At 53.4% G+C, this 26,240-nt stretch carries 25 protein-coding genes and 1 pseudogene; 18 read left to right on the plus strand and 8 right to left on the minus strand.

Features of this window, described 5'->3' with window-relative positions:
- Window positions 1–13 precede the first annotated feature (13 nt).
- From CBE74_RS14990 to CBE74_RS15005, 4 genes are read left to right on the plus strand one after another with little or no spacing between them, the layout of a single operon-like run.
- Entirely contained in the window at window positions 14–772 is a 759-nt protein-coding gene (locus tag CBE74_RS14990) for a metal ABC transporter ATP-binding protein (protein ID WP_087454834.1), read from the plus strand.
- On the plus strand, window positions 765–1,607 hold the full coding sequence (locus CBE74_RS14995) for a metal ABC transporter permease (protein ID WP_087453443.1): 843 nt from the start codon (window positions 765–767) through the stop codon (window positions 1,605–1,607). The genes CBE74_RS14990 and CBE74_RS14995 overlap by 8 nt, the downstream gene beginning before the upstream one ends.
- Window positions 1,601–2,410 carry a metal ABC transporter permease gene (locus CBE74_RS15000; protein WP_087453444.1) on the plus strand — a complete coding sequence of 270 codons (810 nt, stop codon included), beginning with the start codon at window positions 1,601–1,603 and terminating at the stop codon, window positions 2,408–2,410. Before CBE74_RS14995 ends, CBE74_RS15000 begins: the two co-directional genes overlap by 7 nt.
- Window positions 2,368–3,042 carry a metal-dependent transcriptional regulator gene (locus CBE74_RS15005; RefSeq protein WP_087453445.1) on the plus strand — a complete coding sequence of 225 codons (675 nt, stop codon included), beginning with the start codon at window positions 2,368–2,370 and terminating at the stop codon, window positions 3,040–3,042. Before CBE74_RS15000 ends, CBE74_RS15005 begins: the two co-directional genes overlap by 43 nt.
- A gap of 10 nt (window positions 3,043–3,052) precedes the next feature.
- Here the strand turns inward: CBE74_RS15005 and CBE74_RS15010 are convergent, their stop codons facing one another.
- Entirely contained in the window at window positions 3,053–3,526 is a 474-nt protein-coding gene (locus tag CBE74_RS15010) for a tRNA (cytidine(34)-2'-O)-methyltransferase (RefSeq protein WP_166741032.1), read from the minus strand.
- Window positions 3,527–3,594: 68 nt separating this feature from the next.
- Here CBE74_RS15010 and CBE74_RS15015 point away from each other — a divergent pair, with 68 nt between their 5' ends.
- Window positions 3,595–4,440 carry a bifunctional methylenetetrahydrofolate dehydrogenase/methenyltetrahydrofolate cyclohydrolase gene (locus CBE74_RS15015; RefSeq protein WP_087453447.1) on the plus strand — a complete coding sequence of 282 codons (846 nt, stop codon included), beginning with the start codon at window positions 3,595–3,597 and terminating at the stop codon, window positions 4,438–4,440.
- The gene (locus tag CBE74_RS15020) at window positions 4,433–4,759 is read left to right on the plus strand and encodes a DUF3017 domain-containing protein (RefSeq protein WP_087453448.1); all 327 of its coding nucleotides are present in this window, start codon (window positions 4,433–4,435) and stop codon (window positions 4,757–4,759) included. Before CBE74_RS15015 ends, CBE74_RS15020 begins: the two co-directional genes overlap by 8 nt.
- 3 nt (window positions 4,760–4,762) lie before the next feature.
- Here the strand turns inward: CBE74_RS15020 and CBE74_RS15025 are convergent.
- The 3 genes and pseudogenes from CBE74_RS15025 to CBE74_RS15035 form a co-directional block, all read right to left on the minus strand.
- A pseudogene (locus CBE74_RS15025) lies at window positions 4,763–5,844 on the minus strand (HNH endonuclease signature motif containing protein).
- A gap of 252 nt (window positions 5,845–6,096) precedes the next feature.
- On the minus strand, window positions 6,097–7,194 hold the full coding sequence (metX, locus tag CBE74_RS15030) for a homoserine O-acetyltransferase MetX (RefSeq protein ID WP_259484426.1): 1,098 nt from the start codon (window positions 7,192–7,194) through the stop codon (window positions 6,097–6,099).
- Between the two features lie 101 nt (window positions 7,195–7,295).
- Window positions 7,296–7,769: a hemin receptor gene (locus tag CBE74_RS15035; RefSeq protein ID WP_087453451.1), complete on the minus strand. Its 474-nt coding sequence runs from the start codon at window positions 7,767–7,769 to the stop codon at window positions 7,296–7,298.
- A gap of 191 nt (window positions 7,770–7,960) precedes the next feature.
- Here CBE74_RS15035 and CBE74_RS15040 point away from each other — a divergent pair, with 191 nt between their 5' ends.
- The 5 genes from CBE74_RS15040 (at window position 7,961) to CBE74_RS15060 (ending at window position 13,917) form a co-directional block, all read left to right on the plus strand.
- Window positions 7,961–9,808, plus strand: a complete 1,848-nt coding sequence (locus tag CBE74_RS15040) for an HtaA domain-containing protein (protein WP_087453452.1) — start codon at window positions 7,961–7,963, stop codon at window positions 9,806–9,808.
- Between the two features lie 126 nt (window positions 9,809–9,934).
- On the plus strand, window positions 9,935–10,990 hold the full coding sequence (locus tag CBE74_RS15045) for a heme/hemin ABC transporter substrate-binding protein (RefSeq protein WP_087453453.1): 1,056 nt from the start codon (window positions 9,935–9,937) through the stop codon (window positions 10,988–10,990).
- A complete protein-coding gene (locus CBE74_RS15050; protein ID WP_087453454.1) occupies window positions 10,974–12,026 on the plus strand; it encodes a FecCD family ABC transporter permease in 1,053 nt (350 codons plus the stop codon). The genes CBE74_RS15045 and CBE74_RS15050 overlap by 17 nt, the downstream gene beginning before the upstream one ends.
- Complete coding sequence (locus CBE74_RS15055; RefSeq protein ID WP_087453455.1) at window positions 12,023–12,865, plus strand: heme ABC transporter ATP-binding protein; 843 nt, start codon at window positions 12,023–12,025, stop codon at window positions 12,863–12,865. Before CBE74_RS15050 ends, CBE74_RS15055 begins: the two co-directional genes overlap by 4 nt.
- 143 nt (window positions 12,866–13,008) lie before the next feature.
- Window positions 13,009–13,917 carry an HtaA domain-containing protein gene (locus CBE74_RS15060; protein ID WP_087453456.1) on the plus strand — a complete coding sequence of 303 codons (909 nt, stop codon included), beginning with the start codon at window positions 13,009–13,011 and terminating at the stop codon, window positions 13,915–13,917.
- An 85-nt stretch (window positions 13,918–14,002) separates the two neighbouring features.
- Here the strand turns inward: CBE74_RS15060 and CBE74_RS15065 are convergent, their stop codons facing one another.
- Window positions 14,003–15,316, minus strand: coding sequence for an O-acetylhomoserine/O-acetylserine sulfhydrylase (locus tag CBE74_RS15065; RefSeq protein ID WP_166741033.1), 1,314 nt, complete (start codon window positions 15,314–15,316; stop codon window positions 14,003–14,005).
- A gap of 184 nt (window positions 15,317–15,500) precedes the next feature.
- Window positions 15,501–17,711: an NADP-dependent isocitrate dehydrogenase gene (locus CBE74_RS15070; RefSeq protein ID WP_087453458.1), complete on the minus strand. Its 2,211-nt coding sequence runs from the start codon at window positions 17,709–17,711 to the stop codon at window positions 15,501–15,503.
- A 252-nt stretch (window positions 17,712–17,963) separates the two neighbouring features.
- On the opposite strand from CBE74_RS15070, the gene CBE74_RS15075 reads away from it, so the two are divergent.
- Complete coding sequence (locus tag CBE74_RS15075) at window positions 17,964–19,193, plus strand: MFS transporter (RefSeq protein ID WP_087453459.1); 1,230 nt, start codon at window positions 17,964–17,966, stop codon at window positions 19,191–19,193.
- Here CBE74_RS15075 and CBE74_RS15080 read toward each other — a convergent pair.
- Entirely contained in the window at window positions 19,190–19,960 is a 771-nt protein-coding gene (locus tag CBE74_RS15080; protein ID WP_087453460.1) for a MerR family transcriptional regulator, read from the minus strand. The two genes, CBE74_RS15075 and CBE74_RS15080, sit on opposite strands and share 4 nt — an antisense overlap.
- Before the next feature lie 68 nt (window positions 19,961–20,028).
- On the opposite strand from CBE74_RS15080, the gene CBE74_RS15085 reads away from it, so the two are divergent.
- The 6 genes from CBE74_RS15085 (at window position 20,029) to CBE74_RS15110 (ending at window position 24,992) form a co-directional block, all read left to right on the plus strand.
- The gene (locus CBE74_RS15085; RefSeq protein ID WP_087454835.1) at window positions 20,029–20,928 is read left to right on the plus strand and encodes an exodeoxyribonuclease III; all 900 of its coding nucleotides are present in this window, start codon (window positions 20,029–20,031) and stop codon (window positions 20,926–20,928) included.
- Window positions 20,929–21,014: 86 nt separating this feature from the next.
- Window positions 21,015–21,194 (plus strand): hypothetical protein, encoded by a 180-nt coding sequence (locus CBE74_RS15090; RefSeq protein WP_087453461.1) that lies wholly within the window; start codon window positions 21,015–21,017, stop codon window positions 21,192–21,194.
- A 293-nt stretch (window positions 21,195–21,487) separates the two neighbouring features.
- Entirely contained in the window at window positions 21,488–21,994 is a 507-nt protein-coding gene (locus tag CBE74_RS15095) for a trypsin-like serine protease (protein ID WP_233426081.1), read from the plus strand.
- Between the two features lie 39 nt (window positions 21,995–22,033).
- Window positions 22,034–22,630, plus strand: a complete 597-nt coding sequence (locus tag CBE74_RS15100; protein WP_233426082.1) for a trypsin-like serine protease — start codon at window positions 22,034–22,036, stop codon at window positions 22,628–22,630.
- A gap of 112 nt (window positions 22,631–22,742) precedes the next feature.
- Window positions 22,743–23,771 carry a tryptophan--tRNA ligase gene (gene trpS / locus CBE74_RS15105; RefSeq protein ID WP_087454836.1) on the plus strand — a complete coding sequence of 343 codons (1,029 nt, stop codon included), beginning with the start codon at window positions 22,743–22,745 and terminating at the stop codon, window positions 23,769–23,771.
- Between the two features lie 135 nt (window positions 23,772–23,906).
- Window positions 23,907–24,992, plus strand: a complete 1,086-nt coding sequence (locus CBE74_RS15110) for a YhjD/YihY/BrkB family envelope integrity protein (RefSeq protein ID WP_087453462.1) — start codon at window positions 23,907–23,909, stop codon at window positions 24,990–24,992.
- Between the two features lie 33 nt (window positions 24,993–25,025).
- On the opposite strand, the gene CBE74_RS15115 is transcribed toward CBE74_RS15110, so the two are convergent.
- Window positions 25,026–26,237 carry a D-alanyl-D-alanine carboxypeptidase family protein gene (locus CBE74_RS15115; RefSeq protein ID WP_134316227.1) on the minus strand — a complete coding sequence of 404 codons (1,212 nt, stop codon included), beginning with the start codon at window positions 26,235–26,237 and terminating at the stop codon, window positions 25,026–25,028.
- Window positions 26,238–26,240: the final 3 nt, after the last annotated feature.

Below are 26,240 nucleotides of genomic sequence, written 5' to 3' on the forward strand. Positions count from 1 at the left end.
ATGAATGAAACCCATGAATACTGATAACACCACAACACGGAAGCTAGATGTGAACAGCCCAGTTCTTCAGTTTGATAACGCGAGTTTTGCTTATGGAAAAGGCCCCAACAGGAATGTTGCGTTGCAAGGAGTGACAGGCAAGCTATATCCCGGTGAGGCACTCGCATTGATCGGGCCGAATGGGGCGGGGAAGACGACGTTGCTTAAGGGGATTGTAGGAATCGTCGATTCTTTCCAAACAATCGTCGATCGCGGCACCAACAATTCCATCGGATACGTCCCCCAATCCGCGGATTTGGACCTGACCTTTCCGGTGACAGCACGGGACGTTGTGGCGATGGGGTTGTACAACGAGTCGGGATGGAAACCCACGTTCTTGCGAAAAAACCCAGCGAAGGATCCGAGGGTGGACGCTGCGCTGACGAGGGTTGGGCTGTTGGATCGGGCGTCGAAACGCTTTGGTGAGCTCTCGGGCGGGCAGCGTCAGCGCGTACTGATCGCCCGCGCCCTTGTGGCGACGCCTCGATTAGTGCTTCTCGACGAACCTTTCAACGGGCTGGACGAGCCAAATCGCAAAGAGCTACTCCGCATCATTGATGCCGCTAAACGCGAAGGCGTGGCAGTCGTCGTGTCCACCCACGACCTGCTGCTAGCCGAAGAAACCTGCGATAAAGCGCTGCTTTTGGCCGGCCGGCAAATTGCTTTCGGCGCGATCGATGATGTGATGATCCCCGACCTCATCGCTCGTGCCTATGGAGGGCCCCGTGGTTAACGAGTTATCGCAGCTTCTGAACATCCCGCCCTACCTCCTGCGCCCAATCATCCTTCTTACCGTCCTTGGCATTGTGTCGGGATTGGTAGGGGTGATCGTTAACCTTCGCAAACTGGAGTTTAATGCGGAGGCCGTGGTGCATGCGGTTTTCCCTGGGATAGTGGCTGGGGCGGTGTTTGGTGGGAGAGAATCGATCATTCCTTACGCCTCCGTGGTCGCGGTAGTGGTGGCGGTGGTCCTCACTTTCGCGTCGCGCCGCTCGGAGGCCGGAACCGCCATCGTGCTTACTTCGTTTTTCTCCGCGGGCGTTGTCTTATCTCTGAAGAAGGGCGACTTATCAGGGCAACTTGAGGCGTTGATGTTTGGACGATTGCTTGAATCGACCGACAAGCGTTTAGGTGAGGCGCTTGTTGTCTGCGCGGTCGCGGTCCTCATCATGGCGATTACATGGCGAAACCAGATTTTTGTCGCTTTTGACCGCCCAGGCGCGAAAGCTTCAGGCGTGAACGTTGTGCTTTACGACGCCGCCATCAATGTCGCAATTGCAGCGGTCGTGGTCTCTGCATCGACAGCCATCGGAACGCTTCTTGTTATCGGCTATCTAGTGATCCCCGGCGCCGCTGCTCGCCTCGTGAGCACCCGCATCCGACACATGGTCCCCATCGCCATGGCGGTCGGGCTCATCGGTGGCTATATCGGACTATGGATCACCGGAGTCTCTGCACGGATCTCCCCGCAGGCGGCCGTTGCGCTCTCTGTGGTTGCTATGTACTTCCTAGCGCTAGGCCTAGCCAGGCTTGGGCGTCGAGCAGGAAAGAGTGAAGCACCATGCTAATCGACGTCCTCACCCTCCCCATCCTAGAACTCATCATCGTAGGCGCTCTCTGCGGGCTTGTCGGCGTATTCACAGTGTTGAAGCAACGCGTATTCTTTACCGAATCCGTCACCCACGCCACATTCCCCGGGGCTATTCTGGGCGTCGTGATCCTGGGGCGTGACGGCCTTTACCTCGGAGCACTCATTATGTGCATTCTCATGGCCGTAGCAATGAGATGGCTCACCCGAATTCACGGGCAGTCATCGCAGGCCTCTGCCGGGATCATCCTCACAGTGAGTTTTGCGCTTGGCTACTTCCTCAACAAATGGTTCGCCCCGTTGCCCATCAGAATCGAGGGATTTTTAGCGGGATCGGTGCTCACGGTAAGGGTTTTTGATGTTGTGGTAGCGGGGGTTGTGTTAGTTGTTTCTGTAGGAATCGTCAATTCTTTCCAGAAACACCTCGTCTATTACAGCTTCGATGAGATGGGATTCCGCGCGGCAGGCGGAAACGTGAAGTTAGCTGAGTCCCTGATCCTCGCCATGATTGTGGCAACGGTCGTATGCGTTATCCCAGCCATTGGAACGATTTTGTCTATCGCGCTTATCGCTGCGCCTACGGCAGGCTTGCACTTCCTCGTCTCCAGCCCCACCAAATTGTTATGGCTTGCCCCTATGGTGGGCGTAAGTATAGGGCTTGTTGGTTTGGGGATCGCTGTAGCCTTCAACCTGTCGGCCGGTGGAACGATCGCGGTGGTGGCCGGTGTATTCTACGGAGTATGCATGTCTCTGAGCTCCCTCAAAAGTCCCAGGACTACTTGAAAAACGTGTGGGATCTACACGAAGCCACCGGAAAGCCCGTTCCACTGGGCGAACTCGCAGCTAGAATGTCTGAGAAAACGTCGACGGCGTCTGAAGCAGTAAAGAAGCTCGTCGCACGGGGTTTCCTTGACCATGAGCGCTATGGGGGCATTTTGCTTACAGACGCCGGGAATGCTCTAGCTACCCAAGTTGTTCGCCGGCACCGGCTTATTGAGATGTTCCTGTTTGACACGCTTGGCTATACATGGGACGAAGTTCATGAAGAGGCAGAAATCTTAGAGCATGCGCTTTCCGACAGATTGCTTGAGCGTATCGACGCCCACCTAGGCCACCCAACACGAGATCCGCACGGCGATCCGATTCCTTCTCAGGAAGGAATCGTCGATTCCGTCCCAACACGAGAGCTCGGCGAGTTTGAAATCGGCGAAACTGTGATCGTGGAACGAATCCATGACCGTGATCCGGACTTGTTGCGGTACCTTGCAGAGCATGGCGTACTGCCAGGCGTATCCGTAACAATCAAACAACCCGCATACCCAGGGATGAGCCTTATTTCGGTAGCAGGAAAAGATGTTCCGCTTGCCGACGCCAGCCTGTGGGCGATTAACGTGACGGGGACGTCGAAAAGCTAAGCGATCGCTCTTAAACTCCACCTCGGTAGCCTAGTTGACGCCATACTTCATAGGCTGCCACGGCAGCGGCGTTTGAGAGGTTCATGGAACGCCTTCCCGGGAGCATCGGGATGCGAACCAGCTGGGTAACGCGAGGATGCGCCAAAGTTTCTTCTGCTAAACCAGTCGGTTCGGTGCCAAAAAGGAGCGCATCACCGGGCTGCCACATGACATCCGAGTGGTGAGTTTCCCCATGCGTGGTAAAAGCAAAGATGCGAGTATGCGGGAGAGAATCGAAGCAGCTTTCCAAGCTCTCATGGACACTGACCTCAGCAAGGTCGTGGTAATCGAGTCCAGCTCGGCGCAGATTTTTCTCTTCAAGATTGAAACCTAGAGGGCCTGCAAGGTGTAAATGGGCACCGGTACCCGCGCACATTCTTATCGCATTCCCTGTGTTTGGAGGTATTGCAGGCTGGTCGAAAATGATATGAGCGAATGCAGACATGGGAATAATCTTAGAGCTGTTCTGGAAGGAATCGACGATTCGTTCCAGAAAGTGCAATAATTCGTACTGTGACTGCTATTAAATTAGACGGAAAACTGTACCGAGACGAGATCTTTGCTGACTTAGAGGTCCGCGTTCAATCTTTGAAAGAAAAGGGAATTGTTCCCGGTCTGGCAACAGTTTTGGTGGGTGATGATCCCGCAAGTCACTCTTATGTCAAAATGAAGCACAGTGACTGCGAACAGATCGGTATACGCTCCATTCGTCGGGATCTCCCGGCTGATATTTCTCAAGAAGAACTACTTAGCGTTATTGATGAACTGAACAATGCCCCCGTATGCACTGGCTATATTGTCCAGCTCCCTCTGCCGAAGCACTTGGATGAGAATGCGGTTTTGGAGCGTATTAACCCTGATAAAGATGCTGATGGTTTGCATCCAGTTAATTTGGGCAAGCTCGTGCTCAATGAAGACGCCCCGTTACCCTGTACGCCGAATGGAGCGATACACCTATTAAAGCGTTTCGGTATCGAAATCGCAGGTAAAAAAGTTGTAGTAATCGGCCGGGGAGTGACCGTAGGTAGACCGATTGGCTTGATGCTGACGCGTAGAAGCGAGAACGCGACGGTAGTGCTATGCCATACCGGAACGAAGGATCTTGCTGCGGAAACACTTCAAGCGGATATTATTGTTGCGGCTGCAGGGCAACCTCATATGCTGACATCAGATATGGTGAAACCAGGTACGGCTATCTTGGACGTGGGAGTTTCCCGCAAAGATGGAAAGCTTCTGGGCGATGTACACCCAGATGTTTGGAATATCGCAGGGGCAATTTCACCGAATCCAGGTGGCGTGGGTCCGCTTACCCGTGCATTTTTGATTCGTAACGTGGTGGAGCGCGCGGAACTTGGTTAAAATTTCTCCTCTTGATAACCCACACGACATTGGCCGGAAAGAATCGAAGATTCCTTCCGGAATCCAATACATCGGGCTAGCCCTCTTCGTGATCGCTGTCGCCACCTCAGGCGTCTATTCACTTACTGAGCACTGGCGTCGTGCCACTTTTGTCCTTGGGACAGCTTTGTTGTGGTTGGCGGTTTTGAGGTTGACTTGCGATTCGAAAGTACTGGGGGTTCTCTCTATACGTTCCAGGACATTTGATGTGGTGTATGCGTCGGCAGTTGGCGGCGCGATGGTCTTTCTTTCTTACTCGATCGATTCGTTGGGTTCGTAGCAGCTAGCCGTGATTTGCCTGCCGACGCGCTCTTATGCGCTGTTCCTCATGTTTTTCCAAGACTGGCCAAAACGCGGCGGCCGCTTAACCCCTCCCGGCTGCGATTTTTTAATGACACCGTTGGGGAAATACCACGTAGCTATCCGATTTTCGTCGATTGAATAATGGACGCGGTGCTCGGTTTTAAAATTATGGTGAAACCGGCAGAGGCAGGCCAGATTATCTGGCGTCGTCGGGCCATTTTCATCGTGATTAATGACATGATCGATATCGCAATGCTGCGCGCTGACGGTGCAGTTGGGGTAGCGGCAGGAGCCGTCGAGTAGCTGCACAGCTGTTCGGATTTCATCGGTAGGTTGGTACGCCGCAGTATATGCGTCAGCATCGATAGCGGAGGAATCGACGATTCCTCCGCCGGCCATACGCATGAGACCATCAGTGCCTTTAAAAACATTGAGAATAACTTTCGTTGTTATTTGGCTATTAATCAAAGCCATAAAGGAATCGATGAGCTCTTCGCCTGGTTGTATCTTGAGATCTTGTTGCAATATGCAAGCTTCGGTATCGGTCATGGTTATGCTAAGGCGCGTGTATCCGTCGAGTCCCCGTTTGAAAGACGCTGCTCGTTGTTGTTGATCCTGCGGTTTTTGTGCTGCTGGAGGATCGATACTCTCAATGTGGTTTCGAATATGCTTGGACAGCGTCGCTTTCTGAGGTATGACCTGACCCGATACTTGCGAGGTGAAATAATCACATAGATAGTTGTCTAACTGTGGCAATAAGTCTTTACTTATGGCCATGAGATGCTTCTCCAAGACCACAAGGCGTGGCATGTCAAGGTGCCAGTGAGCCTGTAAACAAGACAGTAATTTTGGAAAATTTCTCAGCATAACGCCTACGCGTAGTCCATTTTTCGCATCATTTCGGGAAATATTCATGGAAACGCTCAGGGCATCTATCTGAGTATGAAAGTCCTCTTCAGTCTCAGGAACCTGATGCAGCCAAAACGTAATAAGTTGGCGATTAATGCTCATCTGAAACGCAGATACCGAGTTATTCGTATCAGCGTGCCTAAACCCAATCATGAAAACTCCCTGCTTAAAGCTTTCCGACGCTCACCTGAAGGCGAAGCCAGCCAATATTTCAGGATTAGCCTAGACCTGAACCAAGACCTCAATGAGCTCGAATAAAAGTTATTCACAGGCAGAAACTCTGAGTATGGAAGAAATAGCGATATGGCGTTAGTTATCCACATTTTGTCCGTTGAGTATCAAACAATTGTATTTTCTTTTGATCTTGTGTAGTGCCCAGCCTCCTGTGCGGGTGGCCTGAGTGTTTCAATCGCTAAGGCGTTTTTGTTCTAAAGAATCGTCGATTCTTTCCCACACATTCCTGATGATCCGGTCCATCTGCCGGGTTTCTGTTAGGAAAGCATCATGGCCTATGGGCGAGCTAATTTTTGCCATGCCCAATAGATTTTTGACGTTTCGTGAGATGTGTTCCTGCTGGTGGTAGGGGTAAAGGATGTCGGTGTCTACGCCAGCAACTATCGTTGGAACGTTGATGGATGCGAGTGCTTTGTTCAAGCCGCCTCGCCCTCGTCCGATATCGTGACGATTAAGGGCTTCGGTGAGTGCTACGTAGCTGCCGGCATCGAAACGCTCTGCCAGTTTGCGCCCTTGATGCTGCAGGTAACTTTCTACGGCAAAGCGTTGCGACGCGTCTCTGTAAGGCCCCAAAGGATTTTCCTCGTGCTGGGCAGAAGTGCCGAATCTTTCATCAATCTCAAGCTCCCCTCGATAGGTGAGGTGGGCTATTCTGCGCGCGGCGGCAAGGTCATCGAGCGGGTAATCGGCGGCATAGTAGTCGCCATTGTTCCAGTTGGGGTCACGCTCGATTGCGCTGATTTGAGCGGACTGAATGCCGATTTGCCAGGCGCTCGCTCTCGCAGACACTGCGATCACTAAAGCAGCTCGCAGCATATCTGGGTAAAGAATCGACCATTCCATCGTGCGCGCACCACCCATCGACCCACCGATGATTGCATGAATTTTATTGATGTTGAGTGCGTCGAGGAATCGTTTTTCGCAGTGCACGAGGTCGCGGATGGAAAGGGCGGGGAAACGGGATCCCCAGGGGCGGGCGTCGTGATGCAAAGTGCTAGGGCCAGTAGAACCCATGCATCCGCCGAGAGCATTAGTACAGAGGACGCAGTAGCGGCGCGTGTCGAGCGCCAGACCATCCCCAATAAGTCCGTTCCACCAGCTTATCGCGTTGGAATCGCCGGTGAGAGCATGCTCGACGAGCACAAGATTGTCGCCACGAAACGTGCCCCATGCTTGATACGCGATGACGACGTCGGGGATCGTGACACCGGCTTCCGTGTGAAAGTCCCCTATGGGAACAAGCGTGAGTTCTCCTGTGGTTTTGAGCATGTCGGGGCTCCTTGGCTGTTCGCAGTGAGGATCGCGTACATGCTACATGGACAGCTCTGTCTAGTCTATCTTTTACGCTCGCGCTATCGCCGCTTTCGAGCTTATCGACGCCCTCCCGCACCCCTGCGCCATACCGGGCTCATCCCGGGCATAAACCATGTGAGGATTCCTGCTACTGCCGCGGCGATGGTGGCTGCAAGGAATCGGCTAATCTGTGGCGTAGCTAAAAACAATCCGATGCACACGGCAGCTATCGCCACCCAAAACAGCAGGATGAAAATAATGTGTTGACGTCCGGAGCCTTTGGTGTTTTCTGCCCAGGGCTGTGCAGGGAAGCGGTTTTTTGCTTCTGTTCTGATTCGGCGGGCTGTTTTTTGTGCTGGTGCGGTGGTGGAAAAAAGGATGAAGGCAAGGCCTGCGCCGACGATGATGAGGTCGCCAAACACTGCTCCGAAAGCGAGCGTTGCGCAAGAAAAAGTAATAGACAACCGTTCGGACCAGTTGAGGGGTAAACCTTGGGTGGGATCGACGTCTGGATAGAGATTCTTAAAAGCTGAGGTAGTGGAGGTATTCATGCAAAATCCTTCGCGATACCAAGGGATGGACTAGAAGATTAGGTAAGTGTAGCCTATACATGTTTTCTGTTAGGTAACACTTCCCTTCGTCACCTCGACTCGGCTTCCGAAAGAACTACGCTGTGGTTTCTTTGGCGCTGTTTTTAGGAAAGAATTGACGATTCCCTCCCTCTTCTAGGAGCTATCCACTCATGCTGAAACCCCGCCGACTGGTCTTAGGGCTGATGAGCGTCGCGGCTCTTGCGGCTGCGCCACTATCCGTTATTTTTGCCCCGCATGCGCAAGCTGCCGAAGGACAATGCTCGTTTGACTGGGGCATCAAGCAAACCTTTAGGTACTACATGCTTAAAGGGGCAGCAGGACAAACCGGAGGGCAGTGGGCTACGGAAGGAATCGGCTTTTCTGGCAGCGACACCGGACACGACGGCGCCTTTAACTTCACGCCAAGCAAAGCGCTTGTCGACGGTTCCACCGCCACCATCCCATTCGGCGGCCTCATTCATTTCAAAGGCCACGATCATGGCAATGGCGTTTACCTATTAGATATGACCCTTAGCGATTGGAAAGTTGTTACAAACGGTTCTTCTGCAGAAATCAAAGTCGATTATGTCTCCTATGAATCGGATATGAGCAATACTCATGAGCGAGGCCCTCAGATCACCGGCGACGACGTAACCATCGCAACGATTAACCTCACAAACTTTGCAGACCCTTCAAGTGGTTCCGTTGACTTAAGTGGCACAACAACATTGACGAGCGAAGGCGCCAAACTCTTCCTCGCTTATCAAGCCGGCGATTCAATGGATGACACCCACGGAAACATCCGTCTTGATGGGCGCTGCTCTCCATCGATAGAGGGCGGTAACGGATCAGGCGGATCAACGGGCGGTAAAAAACGTGCGTTGTCTTCGATCAAAGGAAACTTCACGGGCTTCAATAAAGAAGCCATGGCTATTTTGTCAGAGACCAATGACACCATGAACGCCACCACAATTTTCATGGACAATGCAGGGCACTTTCTCGATTCGTTGAAAGACTTTGAAACTCGTGGAACTGGGGCCAGCGCTGGAAAAACTAATTCGAACGCGAGAAGCGCCCGAGCGGGTAATGCTGCCACATCAAACGGTCAAGATTCTGGAAAGAATCGTCAATTCCTTCCCAAAACAGACAATCAAACCCCATCCCAACCCTCCCAAAACACAGCTGGAAGCACCACCCCTAACCCTCAAACATGCGCTGCTGGCTCAGGAGTCCAGAGTGCTTCGGCTCGCTGGGGAGTAAAGAAGTCGTTTCAGTCTTACATCACTGGTTCGATAGCAAAGGGAAAGTGGACTTTGGATCAGGCGACTCACAGCGGAGGACAGTTCGTATTCTCGGGTAATTCTGGAGCTGTGGATGTGCCAAAGCGCTCGGGGAAAATTGCATTTGTGGGCGGAGTGAACTTTAGCGGACACAATGGGGTGCTGGACTTAAGTATCTCCAATATTGAAATTGGCTTTAACGGGCGCAGCGGCGTGCTGTATGCCGATGTTCGTTCGTCTGATTTGCAAGGCAACAAGAATGATTATGGACATATACCGCTAGCTAATCTGAACTTTGGTTCGTTGGATCTGTCAGACTCTAAGGTTTCGGGTAGAGCTGCGGCGACGTTAACTAAAGAAGGTTCTGGTGCTTTTGCTGGTTTCTATGAAGCGGGAGCAGAGCTAGATTCTTTAGATTTTGATGCAGCTTTGGGCGGTGCTGCGGATTGTGCCTCTGGTGCCGCTAAAGCGAGCGGAGCAAAGAACGGCAAGAAAGTAGCCAGCGCTGCGGCGTCCGGAGCTGATAAAGAAGCCAACGACGATAGTGGCGCAGCAGCTGCGGATGATCAGGATCCGAATGGGTCTGGTTACAAGAATGGCGCAAAGAACTTTAAATTCCGTCCGGCCGCTGATGATAAGGAAGGCATCGATCCCAACATGTATCTGTTGCTCATCGTCGCGGGTTTTGTGATCGCCGGAGGTAGTATGGGGCGTTTGGTGCTTAATAATCCGTCGTAGATGCAGGTTTTCCGTTACTTAGTGTTGGTTTGTTTGTGATCAACGTTGTCGAGTCAGCCATAGTTCGTGGAATAGTTTCCACTAGGCTGTGGCGTCACACTCGATAGCGCCGAGAATAGGATTTTGATGAATAAGTTTGTGCGCGTAGCTGCATCAGTGGTGTGTGCGTTGTCGTTGATAAGCTGCGGCGTCCAAGGGTCGTATGATTCTACTAAGGAGTTGCGCGAGTCTCTTCCTACGGATGTGAAGGATCCTCGGAGCTTTAAAGGCGTGTCAGAGGTAAAGAACTTTGACGACGTTCAACCGGTTGCAGACTCGGTTTCCCCAAAGCTGCCTGTGCAGTTGACCGACGCTGATGGGCATGAGGTCGAGGTCACGGATGTCTCGCGAATTTTAGCTTTAGACATCTACGGCACCTATACAAAAACACTTGAAGGGCTAGGCCTGACAAAAAACATCGTGGGTCGTACGGTGTCTTCGACGGAGAATGCGTTGAAGGACCTTCCTGTAGTTACAGAAGGCGGCCACACCATTAACGTGGAGGCCGTGCTGAATCTTCGCCCTTCGTTGGTTATCGTGGACCATTCTATTGGTCCGCGGGACGCCATTGATCAGATGCGCGCTGCCGGCGTCACCACTGTAGTCATGGAACCAACGCGCACTATTGATTCGGTATCTGAGGACATTAAAAATCTCGGCGGCGTCGTTGGGCTTAACGACGAAGCCACGAAGCTGGCGGAACGCAGCATCCAAGAGATTAACTCTGCGCGGGAAGCGATTAAGAACATTGCGCCCAAGGACCCCATGAAGATGGCATTCCTTTATGCGCGTGGCAACGGTGGAGTCTTTTTTATCATGGGCGATGGGACCGGCGCCAAGGATCTCATTGAGGGGTTAAGCGCTGTTGATCTTGCTGCTGAGCACAAGCTTTCTTATGCAGAACCTGCCAATGCGGAAGCGCTGGCCAAGATTAATCCTGAAGCAATTATCATGATGTCGGGGGGCTTGGAGTCTACGGGCGGCATCGATGGTTTGTTGTCTCGTCCTGGCGTTGCCCAAACGACTGCGGGTAAAAACAAGCGAGTGATTACGCTTCCCGACGGTCAGTCTTTGGCATTCGGACCGCTAACCGGTCAGACCCTTCTCCGAACCGCACAGGCTCTGTATGCTCCGCAAACGTAGTACTTTGGTCCAGGATGTTTTTGAACACCGAGCTAGGCGCAGGACAATACTTTTTATTGTCCTCGCCGGTTTGGCGTTTCTAGCGTTTGTAACGTCTCTTGCGCTAGGCCAATACTATGTCCCGCTGCAAGACCTGCCTTTTATCCTGTTCAATCGTGGCGATGAAAGCCTCACCACTAGCGTGGTGTGGGAGATTCGTCTGCCACGTATTGTTTTAGGTTTTTTGGTGGGTGCCTGTTTGGGCGTGGCCGGCACACTGATGCAAGCAGTGTTTGCCAACCCGCTTGCTGAGCCGTCTATCATCGGCGTGACCTCAGGTGCTGGCGTGGGGGCTGCTGCTGTCATCGTGTTTAATATCGGTTTCCTAGGGACTTTTACGGTTCCCGTTGCTGCATTCATGAGCGCAGTTTTGGTAACCGTGATTATTTATCAGTTGGCGCGCCATCAGGGAAAAGTTGCGGTGGTCAACCTTATTCTTACGGGCATTGCGATCAATGCCGTGTGCAACGCGTTGATTTCTTTCCTGGTTTATCTGGCGCCGACAGCAAATCGAGAACAGATTGTCTTTTGGCAAATGGGCTCGCTTAATGGATCGCAGTGGAAGCATGTCTGGGTGGTCTTGCCGATAGCGATAGCCGGTGTGCTCATCGCAATTCGCTTAGGCCGCCAGCTGGATGTTCTTGCGCTAGGCGAACGAGCGGCCGTCCACACGGGCATTCACGTTTCACGATTACGGATTATCGCTATTGCGGCATCGACGATTCTTACCGCCGGTGCGGTTTCCTTTGCCGGCCTGATTGGATTCGTTGGCCTTATCGTTCCGCATTTATTGCGTAGTCTCGTTGGGCCAGAAAACAAGATTCTTCTGCCGGCCTCTGCGCTCACGGGCGCGGTGCTCATTGCGTTTGCCGATGTCGCGGCTCGCACGTTGATTCCGTTTGCCGACCTGCCCATTGGCATCTTCACCGCAATAGTTGGCGGGCCAACATTTTTTGTTTTGCTCCGCCGTATGCTCAAGAAAGGTTCGGTCCATTGAGTAGACAGCCTGCAGTCGTCGTAAGCGATCTTACCGTCGCCGTCGGCGAGAAAGTTCTGCTGGACAAGGTCACTTTTGAAGCCCGCCGGGGCGAAATCACCGGTCTGATAGGTCCGAATGGTGCGGGGAAATCGACGATTCTTTCCGCAATCAGCGGCGACCTTGAGCGAACAAGAGGCACCATCGACATCCTGGGCCACGACCCAGCGACCAGCTCCCCGAAAGATTTGTCGCGGGTCCGTGCCGTCATGATGCAAGACGTGAGTGTCTCTTTTGAATTTCTTGTGCGTGATGTGGTCGCGATGGGGCGACGTCCTTGGGAAGGCACGGAAAAACAGCTTTTCGACGACCACCTCATCGACGCTGCCCTCGCCGCCACAGACACTGCTCACCTAGCTGGACGCGATGTGATTACTCTGTCTGGAGGCGAACGCGCGCGTGTGGCCTTGTCTAGGGTGCTGGCTCAGCAGACGCCTGTCGTGATGCTTGATGAGCCAACGGCTGCGCTCGACATTCGCCATCAAGAACAGGTATTGGGACTTATGCGCATGATTGCTCGTGAGACGAACGTCGCGGTGATTGTTGTGCTTCACGACCTCAACGCGGCCGCTGCATACTGCGATCGAATAGTTTGCTTGGCTAATGGCTGCGTGGCGAAGGAAGGAAACGTCGATTCCGTCTACACAGACGAGAATCTGTCCACGGTATACGGATGGCCGATTCATGTAGAAAAGCGTGATGACGGTTCTCTTTTTGTTCATCCTGCACGTGATCAGGGCGGTAAACAAGAGTCAGACTTCGTTTCCCTGGTGCGCGAGGCAGAGGCAGTGACTTCCTAGCAAAGCACAACTGCGGTCGTTGTGCGGGGTAGGGAAGCAGGGGTATTCGGGGTAAGTCTTTAGTTTTTAAGTTAGGTAAGGCACGCCATCTTTTAATAAGGTATGCCTTGCCTTTAAAAATCTCGAAAGATAGGATCCCTCGCGTGTTTAAGCGACTTGCTGTCCCTGTGGCAGCCACTATGATTGCTGCCGGTATTGCCGTCCCTCAGGCTGTGGCATCTGAAAAATGCTCGATCGAAGTTGTAAGCGGAACGCTGAATTGGGGGATCAAGCAATCGTGGCGGAGTTATGTGCAGGGGCCTATTGCAAAGGGTAAATGGGAAACTGCAGGTTCTGTCTCCGAGGGTAGCGGTGGGAAGAGTAGCGCGGGCTTTGCTTTTACATTTGAGGTAGACCCTCAAACTTCTAAGGTGGTTCTAGATTCCCGCGGAAAGGTTAGTTCGGCAGAGATCAAGACAAAAATGTCTTCTCTTACTTTTACTGGGCATGGTGATTCTCTCCGGTCGGTAATGAAGAGCCCTTATGTGTCGGTTAATGGACAGGATGTAAAGGCCGGGGCATCTTATGAAGGGTATTACGTCGAAGGCAAGGAGATGACTAAATATGAGGCGGCCGATCGTACTGATGCTAATAAAAAGACTGGTACGGACACTTTTGCTTCAGGTCAACTTGAAGGGTGGAAACTTAACAGTGAAAACTTAAGTTTTGCAGGTAAAAATATGAGGTATACTCCCAAGCCTCTTACTGATGGTAAGAAAAATATTATCGATGGAATCGATATACTCTTTATGGGTATATATAACGATGAATACAAGCCCGAAGTCGACGACGTAAACATCGAGCTAACCGTTAAGAACAACTGCGGTCTCAAAAATGGCCGAGTTCCTGAGGCTGAAAAGCCCCAGTCCCCGAAAGACCTTTCACTCGGCAATTTCCCTAAGATTTGGAGCATTGTTTTGGGAGTCGCTGGACTGGTGGCCACGGTGGCTGTTTTGTTCCAAGTTGCGATGAAGTCCGGCGTTTTGCGGAATCTTCCGTTCATGAACGTGTAGACTGTTCAATAGAGTTTGGGTGGGGCGGGCTAAATAAAGCACGTGATGTGAGACTTTTGTTTCTCGCATCACGTGCTTTGTCTTATTAGATAGCGTTAAGCCCTGCTTGTAGGTCGGCGATTATGTCTTCGATTGACTCGATTCCGACTGAAAGTCGCACTGTGGCGGGCGTAATGCCGGCGGCTTTGAGCGAAGCCTCATCGGATTGGGAGTGTGTGGTGGTGGCTGGATGTGCTACCAGTGACCGAACATCTCCGATGTTGGCCAGGTTCGAGTGGAGCTTGAGGGCGTCGATAAAGCGCCATGCTTCTTCTTGTCCTCCGTTGACATCAAAGGACAAGACTGAGCCTGTGTGGGAAAGATTGAGCTTTTCTTTCGTAACAAACCACGGGGAGTCGGGGAGTCCGGCGTAGTTGACTTTGGATACTTTGGGGTGCTTTGTAAGGAACTCTGCGACGGCTTGGGCATTTTCGTTATGACGCTGAACGCGTAGTGAGAGCGTGTCCAGGCCTTGTGCGGTTACCCAGGCGTTGAAGGGGGATGGGGCGGCGCCGGTGTCGCGAAGCAATCCGACGCGTGCCTTGAGTCCGAAGGCTGCTGGCCCGAGGTCTATGTACTTGAGGCCGTGGTAGGCGGGGTCGGGGGTTACGAAATCGGGGAAGAGGGGCTTTCCGTGCTTTTCGACGCTCCAGTCGAAGCGTCCGCCGTCGATAAGCACTCCTCCGAGCCCTGAACCGTTGCCGGTGTAAAACTTTGTGAGGGACGCGACAACGACGTCGGCGCCGAGCTCCAGCGGGCGAACGAGTGCTGCGGTGGCAAGGGTGTTATCGACGATCAATGGCACGCTGTTTCTATGCGCGACGTCTGCGATTGCGGGAATATCAAGGATGTCGGCTTGGGGATTGGCAAAGGTTTCGCCGTATAGGGCGACAGTATTGTCCTGGATAGCGCTCTCCCACGAGGTGGGGTCGTCGGGGTTGTCCACGAAAGTTGTTTCTATTCTGAGGCGCGCAAGAGTCGCTGTGAAAAGGGTTTCCGTGCCGCCGTAGATTCTCGGGGAGGAAACGATGTGGGAACCAGCGCGGGCGATATTGAGAATCGCCGCGGTTTCGGCAGCCATTCCGGAGGAAAATAGGACGGAATGGACACCTCCTTCCAGAGAAGCGAGTCTTTCTTCGACCGCATTGACTGTTGGGTTGGTGAGTCGGGAATATACCGGACCTGCGTCGGAAAGGTTGAAGCGATTCGCTGCGTGTTCTGCGTCGTTGAAAACGTAGGAGGATGTGAAATAAATGGGGAGATTCCTTGCGCCGGTGCCTGCGTCGACGGTTTGGCCGGCGTGGATGGCTCGGGTATCAAAGTTCCATTGATCGGATTGGGAGTTGTCGTACTTAGTCATTTCTTGCCTTTCTGAATAACGTGCATTGGCAAGAACGCTAGACCGCATCGAATGAAAAATAAACAGCTTGGTCTATTTTTTAAAGAATATGCAGGTAGATGGTGAATTAAAATATAGACTAAGTGGTTTTAGAAAAGCGAAAAGCCGCATCCATGTGTGAACATGGATGCGGCTTTTGAGCGGGTTACTTTATGGAGCTAATGATGTCGTTGTAGCTAGCGATGGGACGCATGATCGCGGTGGTCTTAGCGTCATCGGGCTGGTAGTAGCCGCCAAGATCTGCAGGGGCGCCTTGAACTGCGAGCAGTGCGTCAGCGATCTCCTCGGAGTTCGCCTCTAGTACCTCTGCGACAGGTGCGAACGCGGCGGCGAGGTCGGCATCTTCGGACTGAATCGACAATTCCTTCGCCCAGAACTTGGTAAGGAAGAAGTGCGAGCCGCGGTTGTCGATTTCGCCCGCCTTGCGCGATGGAGAATAGCCCTCGTTGAGAAGGGTTTCGGTGGCTCGGTCGAGGGCGTCGGCAAGCACTCCGGCCTTGGTATTGCCTTCGGTGTTAGCAAAGTGGCGTAGGGATTCCGCTAGGGCGAGGAACTCGCCAAGGGAGTCCCAACGGAGGTGGTTTTCCTCGACAAGCTGTTGGACATGCTTTGGAGCGGATCCGCCGGCGCCTGTCTCAAAGAGTCCGCCACCTGCCATAAGCGGAACCACGGAGAGCATCTTTGCGGAGGTGCCAAGCTCAAGGATGGGGAAGAGGTCCGTGTTGTAGTCACGGAGCACGTTGCCGGTAACCGAGATAGTGTCCTCGCCGCGGCGGATGCGGTCGATGGAGAACTGGGTGGCGTCGACAGGGCTCATGATGCGGATGTCGAGTCCCTCGGTGTCGTGGTCGGCGAGATACTTTTCCACGAGAGTCGTGAGGTTGCGGTCGTGCGCGCGCTCAGGGTCGAGCCAGAAGACTGCCGGCATGCCGGACAGTCGCGAACGAGTGACCGCCAGCTTGACCCAGTCCTGGATAGGGGCATTCTTGGCCTGGCAGGCGCGCCAAATGTCGCCGGCCTCTACGTTGTGCTCGATCAGGACTTCGCCAGCGGAGTTAACAACCTGTACGGTGCCGTTGGCTTCGATCTTGAACGTCTTATCGTGTGAGCCGTACTCCTCGGCCTTTTGTGCCATCAGGCCCACGTTGGGGACGGTGCCCATGGTGGTTGGATCGAATGCGCCATTCTTCTTGCAGTCTGCAATAACGGTTTGATAGACGCCTGCGTAGGAGGAATCAGGGATGACGGCCAGGGTGTCCTGCTCTTCATCGTTCTTGTTCCACATGTGTCCAGAGGTTCGGATCATGGCTGGCATGGAGGCGTCAATGATGACGTCGGAGGGGACGTGGAGGTTGGTGATGCCTTTGGCGGAGTTGACCATGGCGATATCAGCACCTGATTCGAGGGCTGCGTCGAAAGCCGCTTTGATGTCGGCGCCATTGGGGAGGGACTCTAGGCCGGAGTAAATCGCGGCGAGACCGTTCTCGCCATTTAATCCAGCTGCCTCTAGCTGCTCGCCGTATGTTGCGAATACGTCTGCAAAGTAGGCGCGGACGACGTGCCCAAAGATGATGGGGTCGGAAACCTTCATCATGGTGGCCTTGAGGTGTGCAGAGAAGAGGACGCCTTCATCTTTTGCACGCTTGACCTGTGCTGCCAGGAACTCATCGAGCGCGCGGGCGGAGATGAAGGTGCCGTCTACGACCTCGCCTTTGAGAACCTTAAGGCCGTCTTTAAGGACCTTTTCCCCGTTGTCGGTCACCAATTTAATGGTGAGGGTGTCGTCGGCAGGCATGATGACGGACTTCTCGTTATGGCGGAAGTCATTGCTTTCCATGGTGACCACGTTGGTCTTGGAGTCCGCAGACCATGCGCCCATGCGATGAGGGTGCTTCTTGGCAAAGTTCTTCACTGCGATAGGCGCACGACGATCGGAGTTGCCCTCGCGGAGCACCGGGTTGACGGCTGAACCCTTGACCGCGTCATAGCGGGCGCGGATGTCTTTTTCCTCGTCAGTGGAGGGGGCGTCTGGGTAATCCGGGAGCTTGTAGCCTTGGGACTGCAGCTCGGCGACTGCTGCTTTGAGCTGGGGGACGGAAGCTGAGATGTTGGGCAGCTTGATGATGTTTGCTTCCGGAGTCTTGGCGAGCTCGCCGAGTTCTGCCAGTGCGTCGTCGACCTTTTGATCGTCTGTAAGAAACTCGGGGAATTGTGAGAGGATGCGGCCTGCGAGGGAGATATCGCGGGTCTCCACCTCGATGCCTGCGGTGGAGGCGAACGCCTCAACGACCGGCTTGAGAGAGTAAGTGGCCAGAAGCGGTGCTTCGTCGGTGCGGGTGTAGATGATCTTTGCCATGAGTCTCCTCTTTAATCGGGCTCGTTGTACAAACAAAAAGAATACCTGTTGTACAGCATAAATGCCTCCCTGATGGGATGAATATGGCCATATGCTGGGGATAGTTGTTGGGGGGCCGGGGGTAAAAACAGTACAACCGTCCTGTTTATCAGGCGAGGTGGCTGTGTTAAATGTCCGCTTGTGGTGAACCGGCAGAGGAGAGTTCATCCCTCTTGCATAAAATCAGGGTCGCTAGCTGTAAGGTAGTCCGATGTGCAAAAAATGATGCGTCGTCCAATTCCCCGACAAACTGAAATTTCCGAGCAACGTCGGCTCGCCACCATGATCGCCTTGGCTCTTGGAACATTCGGTCTGGGAATAACCGAGTTTGTCACGATGGGGCTGCTCAATCAGATCGCTGCGGATTTTAACGTCAGCGAGGACACCGCAGGCCACGTCATCGCTGCCTATGCCCTAGGCGTGATGATTGGCGCGCCTCTCATTACCGCATTAACCGGCATGATCCCGCGCCGCAGACTCCTCCTCATCCTCACGCTCGCCTTTGTCGCCGGAAACGCATTGACTTTCTTTGCCTCCAGCTTCTCCGTGCTTATCGTGGCGCGTGTGATCGCAGGTCTTCCTCAAGGCGCGTTCTTCTCCGTCGCAAGCCTGGCCGTTGCGTCGATGGCGCCTGAAGGCCAGCGCGGCCGTTCGCTTGCGTTTGTAGGAATGGGCCTTCCCATTGCCACCGTTCTTGGTGTGCCAGCCACCCAGGCTCTAGGACATGCCACAAGCTGGCACGCCGCATATTTGCTGGTTACTGTCGTGGGGCTGGTCACGCTCGGCTTGCTCTGGTTCCTTATGCCTCACATGACAAAGATGAAGCCAACGAGTCCCTTGACGGAATTGGGGGCCCTAGCCCGCGGGCAGGTCTGGGCGTCGCTGCTCATTGGCTCTGTGGGATTTGGCGGCATGTTCGCCGTCTACACCTATATCTCTTGGACTATGACGCAACAGGCTGGTCTGCAAGAAAACCGTATGTGGCTCGTGCTCATGGCTTATGGAATCGGAATGATCGCCGGAAACTGGCTCGGTGGTCGCTTGTCTGATTGGAGTGTGGAATACGGAATTTTCTGGGCATTGATCGCCATCGTGGTCACTCTGGCCGGGTTCTTCTTTACCAGCCATAACGCTGTCCTGGCAACGATCAACTTTGGGCTCATCGGGCTATCCGGCTCACTGCTTATTCCCTCCCTGCAGATTCGTCTGATGGACGTTGCCGGTCGGGCACAGACGTTAGCTGCAGCCCTCAATCAGTCGGCTTTGAACATCGCTAACGCGGCAGGAGCACAATTCGGAGGACTCGTGATCGCTGCCGGCTACGGCTATTCCGCCCCCGCACTCGCTGGCGCCGCGCTAGGAATCGCAGCCATCATGCTGTGGATTCCGGCGCATATTTTCCGCATGCGATCTGAGCAGGCGCCTGTGGCGTCGACAAGCTAAGTCCACGACGGATTATCCACATCAACGCCCCCGCGTCGCGCCGCATCACGGACAAGCTCTAAAAGATAAGGCGCAAGCCCCTGGTAGTGGGCGGCAAAGCGCTCGTCGTTCACATACATGTTCGCCAAAATGAGCTGTTTTGAAAGCGACGACTCATACCACTGGGCGATTTGCTCGCGATGTAGCTCAACAATGCGGTCCGCGGCCGCGGTGCCCGGGCGCACGCCCGCTTGCCATGCGCGATGCAGCTCGGACACAAAAGCCGCATCCGAGGCCTTAGCCTGCTGCCAGTCGCTCGCAGACATCGAACGCATTGTGCTTTGCGACGCCGCCCACTCCTCCGAATCGCCCCAACGAGACTCCGCCTCATTCTGATATTCGACGTAGTTCTCGCTCCAGTCATGGGAAAAAGTATCGGCAAAGCCTTGTGGGGTCATGGGGGTTTCTCCTCGAAGTAGTTTTTCGACGGAAAGAATCGACGATTCTTTCCGGAAAATCTCTTGTTTAAGCAACCTCAGCTGCCGCTGAAGGTGCTCTTTTTCCGTTGATGGTTCTTCCAAAATGTTCTGGATGGCTTTGAGACTCAGCCCTGCTTCTCGGTACACCAAGATAGTGAAGGCCTTTGTGAGGTCTTCTTCGGTGTAGAGCCGGTAGTCGCTGTGGTTGCGCCATTGTGGTTCCAATAAACCGATGGCGTCCCAGTGTTGCAGTGCTCGTGTGGTTATGCCGAGGAATTCGGCGGCTTCACCTATGGTGAGTTCGTTCATGCTCCTATTGTGGCGCTTGACGCTGGGGCAAGGTCAAGAAGTGGAAAATTAAAGTTAGGATGAACATCATGCAGATTACGACGGTCAACGTTAATGGCGTCCGCGCAGCCGTGAAAGAGCGCAGTGAAACGAATCTGGGCATGCTCCCATGGTTGGAGAGCGCCGGTTCCGACGTCGTGCTCTTGCAGGAGGTCCGGGCTTCTGAAAAAGACACCTTGGCAGCGCTTGCCCCGGCGCTCGATGCTGGCTGGCATTATGTGGGGGGCCCGGCAGCTGCCAAGGGCCGTGCTGGTGTGGGAATTTTGAGCCGTTCTGAGCTTTTCGACGTCCACGTGGGCATCGAAGGATTCGAAGATTCTGGCCGGTACATTCAGGCAACGCTTCGCGACGGAACCGATGATGTGACAGTCGCCTCGCTGTATCTACCTTCTGGTTCCGCCCAGACGGAGAAGCAGGATGAGAAGTACCGCTTTTTGGATGTCTTTGAGCCTTTCCTCGAGCAAGCGGCCAAGGATCATAAATACATGGTGGTAGGCGGGGACTGGAACATCTGCCATCGGCGTGAGGACCTGAAGAATTGGAAGACCAATAGAAAGAAGTCTGGATTCCTTCCAGACGAGCGTGCCTTTATGGACTCGGTGTTTGGTACGTTTCCTGACGCAGCTTCTCAGGTGGAGGATGCCGGGGAGTGGGCTGGCGCGGTGGAGTATGCGTCGGATGCAAAGCGTAAGCCGGCGTTGAATCCTCAGTGGTTTGACGTGGCGCGTCGTTTGCAGCCTCAGGATGCTCCCTATACCTGGTGGACATACCGTGGCCAAGCTTTTGATACGAATGCGGGATGGCGTATCGACTATCAGGCTGCAACGCAGGCGATGCTAGACCGCGCAGAAAAGACATGGGTGGATAAAGCCGGGGCTTATGATCTGCGATGGTCGGATCACTCGCCTTTGAGCGTTATCTACCATTAAAAGGTGTGGGCTTCGGCACTTGCGGAGTTTTCGAGTAGGATACACCGGGTTGTCATTCCTGTGTACGTTATTTTCGAGGAGCTTTCATGCGCGTTAAGAGTCTCATTGCGATTGCCGTTGGTCTTGTTTTGTTCGTTGGGTCTCACTTCATGCTCGGCGCACACGATGTGAACTCGATGCTTGGATCCATCATTATGGGAATCGGTGGAGCGTTGGCGATCGGTGGACTAGTGGGAGTTCTCTGTAAAGAGCCTCGGAAGCAATAACAAAATATGTTTGCGTAGTCTTCGGACTAAGGCCTGTCGTTGTATAACGGCAGGCCTTTTTGTTTATGTATAAGCTTTGCGACGCTCCCCGCTAGCCAAAAATATCTCTAAGCAGAGTGCTTCATTTTCTTAAACTAAAGGGCTGTGAGTTTATATTCATTTAATAATTTAAAACACTAACATGTTATTTTTATTTTATTAAACCCCTAAGGGGGTATTTTTACTGAATTGATTGTGAAGTTGCGGGAAAAGGTAGCGTTATTTTTCGGTCGCCAGTTTCCGTTGATGTTCGGTTGGGTGACGCTTTTTCTGTAAGGCTGAAACAATTAAGTATTTTTATTACGTTTTGTTTCAGGAATTATTTAACAGAACGTGGGAAAATGCTAATTCGTAAGATTGCTGCTTTATGTACCGCCGGAATAACCGCGTTGGCTTGTCTTGTTGCTCCAGCTCAGGCAATGGATGGGGGTGCAGAGGTAAGTAGTGATTATCAATTAGCGCAGATGGTTATACGGGTTCAGTCTTGCACAGGTACAGCAATTGCTCCGCATTGGGTGTTGACCGCAAAACACTGTTTTAGGGACGAAACAGGAAAGCGCTATGTTCACTTAGGTATTAAGCGGGCGACGGAAGAAAATAAAACGGTCATTGATCGCTTTGTAGAAGCGGATAAGACATTCTTTATTCCGAACTCCGATGTGGCATTGCTGCACACAATCCAAGACATGAAACTACCTCGTTATGCGGAGCTGGATTATAGCCCGCTGACACCTGGGACACAGGGCACAGGCTACGGATGATGGGGTAGGGGCACTGCGGGGCTGTTGAAACGGGGCGAGTTGGCCGTCAAATCGATAGGAAAAACTACGCATCGCGGTCCTGCGATTGAGGCTTATCACACAGATGGAAGCAATACCCAGGCTGGTGATTCTGGTGGGCCATTGTTTGTGAATAGCAAGGTGGTCGGCGTTGCTTCTCACAAAGCAGTGAGCTACCAAGTTCCGTGGGTCAATTATTCACAGCTCTATGGCCTGGAAAACGAGATAACTCAAATAAAAAATACCGCAGTAGGTTCTGAGACTGATCAGGGGCCGCGTGAGCAGCAATGGAATGAATCCACACGGGAGATGGAAGATGTGGATCCCAGTGAAAGCCCCGAATTTTTAGCAGATGCCGAAGAAACGACAGAGCAGAGCTCTGTGCCGGAGATTCGTGAAGAAGATCTGCTGAACGCGGAGGCGGAAATCGAGAAACCAGAGACTGAGTTAACCGTGCCTGCCCCTACAGACAGATCCATCGACGCTGGTGAAGGCCACACGCCGCCGAGGCAGGAAACAAAAGGAATCGCTGGCATAATTCTAGGGGTACTCGCAGGCCTTGGTGGCTTCGGTGCGCTTATTGCTTTCCTGATTAATTACATGAAAGGTCTGATCTAACCGGCTGCGCGTGGCCCCGTGCTCAGCGTGGTGCGTCGAAAAGCAACGGCGTACCACGCGATTATGCGAGGGGACCGTGGACTGTGCGAAGCGGAATACTAGAATGGCAATCATGACTGAACCGAAAGCTGTAAAAAAGCAACGAGTGCTCTCGGGAATCCAGCCGACAGCTGATTCCTACCATCTAGGTAACTACCTCGGTGCTTTGAAGCAGTGGATTGATCTCCAGGATGGATACGATGCGTTCTATTTCATCCCCGATCTTCATGCCATCACCGTAGATCAAGACCCTAAAGAGCTACGCCAGCGCACCATTGCAGGAGCCGCGCAGCTTTTGGCGCTGGGCATTGACCCGGAAAAGTCGACGTTGTTTGTCCAGTCTCATGTTCCAGAACACGCTGAATTGGGCTGGGTCATGACGTGCCTTACAGGTTTTGGTGAGGCAAGCCGCATGACGCAGTTTAAGGACAAATCCACAAAGTGCGGTGCCGACCGGACGTCTGCGGGCTTATTCACATATCCCATGCTGATGGCCGCGGATATTCTCCTGTACCGGCCTCAGCTCGTTCCAGTTGGCGAAGACCAGCGTCAACACCTGGAGCTGACTCGTACACTTGCAGAACGCTTTAACTCGCGTTTTAAAAAGACCTTTGTTGTTCCAGAAGGAATCATTCCGGAAGGTGCGGCCAAGATTTACGACCTGCAGGATCCGACGTCCAAGATGAGTAAGTCGGGATCGAACCCGAAGGGACTCATCAATCTTCTCGACGACCCCAAAGTATCTGCGAAACGCATCAAATCTGCTGTCACCGATAACGATGGTGACATCCGCTACGACAAAGTCAACAAGCCAGGCGTTTCCAACCTGCTCGTTATCCAAGCGGCACTAACAGGTAAAACCATCGACGAACTCGTGGCCGGATACCAAGGCCAAGGCTATGGCGCCCTCAAGACCGACACGGCTGATGCTCTTGAAACTTTTGTGACGCCGCTCAAAGCCAAATACGACATGTACATGTCTGACCGAGCAGAGCTTGAACGGGTGCTTGCACTTGGAGCTTCCAAGGCGCGCGAGGTAGCTTCCCGCACGCTGGCGGATGCGTATGAGCGCATCGGTTTCCTGAAGGTTGGGAAAGAATAGACGATTCTTTCCAGAAAACATCTAACAAGTTGACAACGATCCGGCCCAGATACCTAAAATCTCGGGCCGGTTTTTGTTTGTCGTCTCTATCGTGGAAGAAGCTAACAAGAAAACTTTTGTCAAAAGGAATCCCTCATGTCCACAACAACCACCTCAACTCGCCAAGATAAACACAAAACTGACGAATACGGGATTGAGCGATCCAATGCCGATGAGCCAGGAATTGTGGATAAGTATCGTGATAAGTGGCCCTGGTTCGATCACATTATGCGGATGAACGAGCGGTACAGCAAAGAAGGTGGCAACCAGTACTCCGCTGGTATTACGTACTTCTCAGTGCTGTCCATGTTCCCCTTATTGATGCTCATCATGGCAATTGCGGCATCAATGCTGGCGCAGCGTCCTGACTTGCTCGCACAGATTCAGGAGAAAATCGTCGCTTCTGTTGACGGTTCAATTGCTGAGACCCTTACCAAGATCCTGGATACCGCTATTGCCCAGCGTGGCGCCATGTTCGGCATCGGTGGCTTGACGGCGCTGTGGTCGGGACTCGGATGGATGGCTAACCTGCGCTATGGCGCATCCAAAATGTGGTGTTATTCCGTCACCGGAGAGAACTTCTTTAAAGCAAAACTGCAGGATCTGCTCGGACTCGTGGGCCTTATTTTTGCGTTCATGGTCGCTTTTGGCGTGACCGCGATTGGTTCTTCGGGTCTCACAGAACGTTTGCTCGTTGCAGTTTCGCTTGCCGACGTCCCCGGCATCTTCCTCCTCACCTTCGCCGTATCGATCCTGCTTGGTCTCGTCGCTAACTTCTTTGTTTTTCTGTGGATGCTGAAGTACCTCCCACGTGGGGAGGTCCCTATGAAATCGGCGGTGCGTGCGGCCATCATCGGAGCGGTGCTTTTTGAGGTGTTCAAGCAGCTGGCCGCACAGTTCTTCTCGAATGGTCTGAACAACCCCGCGGGCGCTACTTTCGGGCCGATCATCGGTGTGATGGTTTTGTTCTACTTTGTCTGGCGAATCCTGATGTACTGCTCTGCCTGGGCGGCTACAACAGAAGAGTCCTTGGCTATCGCTAAACTCGACGTGCCAGCGCCTGCAGTGATTCGAGTCCGTGAAGAGATCCGGGTCAGCAATGATAAGGGCAAAGGAATCGGGATTGGAGTGGCCGCCGGCGCTGCCGCCGCCGCACTAGTCGCAGCTTTAAGAAAGAAATAACAAAGCAGGGGAGCTCGTGGAGCTCCCCTTTGTTTATGACTGCTTGTGCCTCTTCCGGCCCAGGAACCAGGTCAGCGTTCCCAACACTAGTAGGCCCACGATCGCACCTCCGATCACGAGGGCCGGGGCGTGGTTTCGGTCGCGGCTGGGTGCGTCGCCCTCGGCAGGGGTCGGCGGAGTGGGCAGTTCTGATGGGGAAGGTTGGGAAAGAATCGACGTTTCTTTCAGATTCCCCACCTTTTCGCCTCGCGGAACAGCATAGGCGGCGTCGATAAGCTTTTGCGCCTGCTGCCACGGGCGGCCTTGTTCCACGGTGGTATCTAAGATCACTGCGGCGAGGCGGCGGCCGTCGATGTCTTTTGCACCGACAAAGGTGTGGTGGGCGTCGTCGGTGTAACCGGTTTTCCCGCCGATGCCGTGTTCGTCGTTGAGGAAGAGTCCGTTGTCGTTCCATACCTGGAACGTGGGAGTGGCGGCGTTGCCGGGGAGCTCTATGTGTTCTGTGGCCACCATTTTTGCAAATGTTGGGTTCTTCCAGGCATGGCTGTAGATGAGCGCTAAGTCGTGCGCGGAGGTGGACATGCCGGGGGCGTCGAGACCGGAATAGCTGGCGGCATAGGTGTCCACGGTTCCCAAGGACTGTGCGAGGGCGTTGACCTTTTCCAGGGTTTTGTCATCGCCGCCGAGCCGCTGCGCGAGGGCGTGCGCGGCGTCGTTTCCGCTGTTAAGGAGCAAACCGTAGAGGAGTTGCTCGTTGGTGTATTCCACACCGTCTACGTATCCCACCGCAGAGCCTTCCTGGTTGGCGTCCTCGGCGGTGATTTTTACTTTTGCTTTCAGGTTGAGTTCATCGAGCGCAACAAGTGCGAGTAGTGCTTTGATAACGGACGCTGGTCGGTATCGTCCGTGCGGGTCTTTTGTGGCGATGACGTCGCCACTGTCTAAGTCAAAAACCATCCACGCAGAGGCGGTGTTGGCGGGTTCGTTGAACCCCTTGACTTTGGTCACGCCACAGCCACCTTGGTATTCGTTGATAACCGTAGGTAGGGGAGTGGGAGAAACCTGACCCGGTTTTAACTGTTCAGAAGTGGTTTCTGCAGGCGGTGGAGTAAGTGCGTACTCGCAGTTGTTGGTGTTAGGTGCCGATGATCGCGGGGTAGGGTCGGCTAGCGCCGCGGGGGTAAAAACAAACGCTAAGGTAAAAGATGATGCAGTTAACGCTGCGATCGTTGATGACACTTTCATATC

Source organism: Corynebacterium silvaticum (genome assembly GCF_002162115.2).
Lineage (GTDB): Bacteria > Actinomycetota > Actinomycetes > Mycobacteriales > Mycobacteriaceae > Corynebacterium > Corynebacterium silvaticum.